This is a genomic window from Paracoccus marinaquae (assembly GCF_018860165.1).
Classification (GTDB): Bacteria; Pseudomonadota; Alphaproteobacteria; order Rhodobacterales; family Rhodobacteraceae; genus Paracoccus; species Paracoccus marinaquae.
The window spans coordinates 1-530 of the sequence record NZ_JAHKNG010000149.1; the positions used below are offsets into that span (position 1 = coordinate 1).

The 530-nt window shown below is 69.4% G+C and carries 1 protein-coding gene; it reads right to left on the minus strand.

What is annotated here, in order from left to right:
* A partial coding sequence (locus tag KNW02_RS21080; RefSeq protein ID WP_252734176.1) for a phage portal protein occupies positions 1 to 398 on the minus strand: 398 nt, incomplete at its 3' end.
* Positions 399 to 530: the final 132 nt, after the last annotated feature.

Consider the following 530-nt stretch of genomic DNA (forward strand, 5'->3'; position numbering starts at 1 on the left):
CCCCGCAACAGCAGATGCGCCTGCATCATGCGGCGGAATTGCGACGGTGTCTGCCAGCGGTTCGGACGCCGGCGCAACACCCGCCAGATCGGTGCATCCGAGGCATCCGCGCGGGTCCGGGCATCGATCCGGCGCTTGATATGCAAGGGCAGCGTTGCCACCGCGCCGGAAATGATGCGCACGCAGGCATAGACTGCCGCCACCCGCATGGCGCTGTCCGGCGTCACCGCCATGCCGGAGCCGCTGGCTGCGCCGGCCCGGAGCGCCGCATCCAGTTCGGCGGCAGAGCTGATGACCAGCCCGCCGCCGGCTTCATGGATGGCAGCGCGTGGCGACGGGGCGTGCGGAGGTGAGGCCGCAGGCGGGGCGCCTGCAAACCAGCGGGACCAGAAGGACATGGGCGTTCTTTCCGTAAGACGGGTAGCCTACAGCACCAGGATGCTGCGGCTGTCATAGACCGAGCGGCCGGCATTGACGTCGCGCAGGAGCGCCCGGCCGAGGGCGTTGCAGATCGCGACAATGCCGTCGAT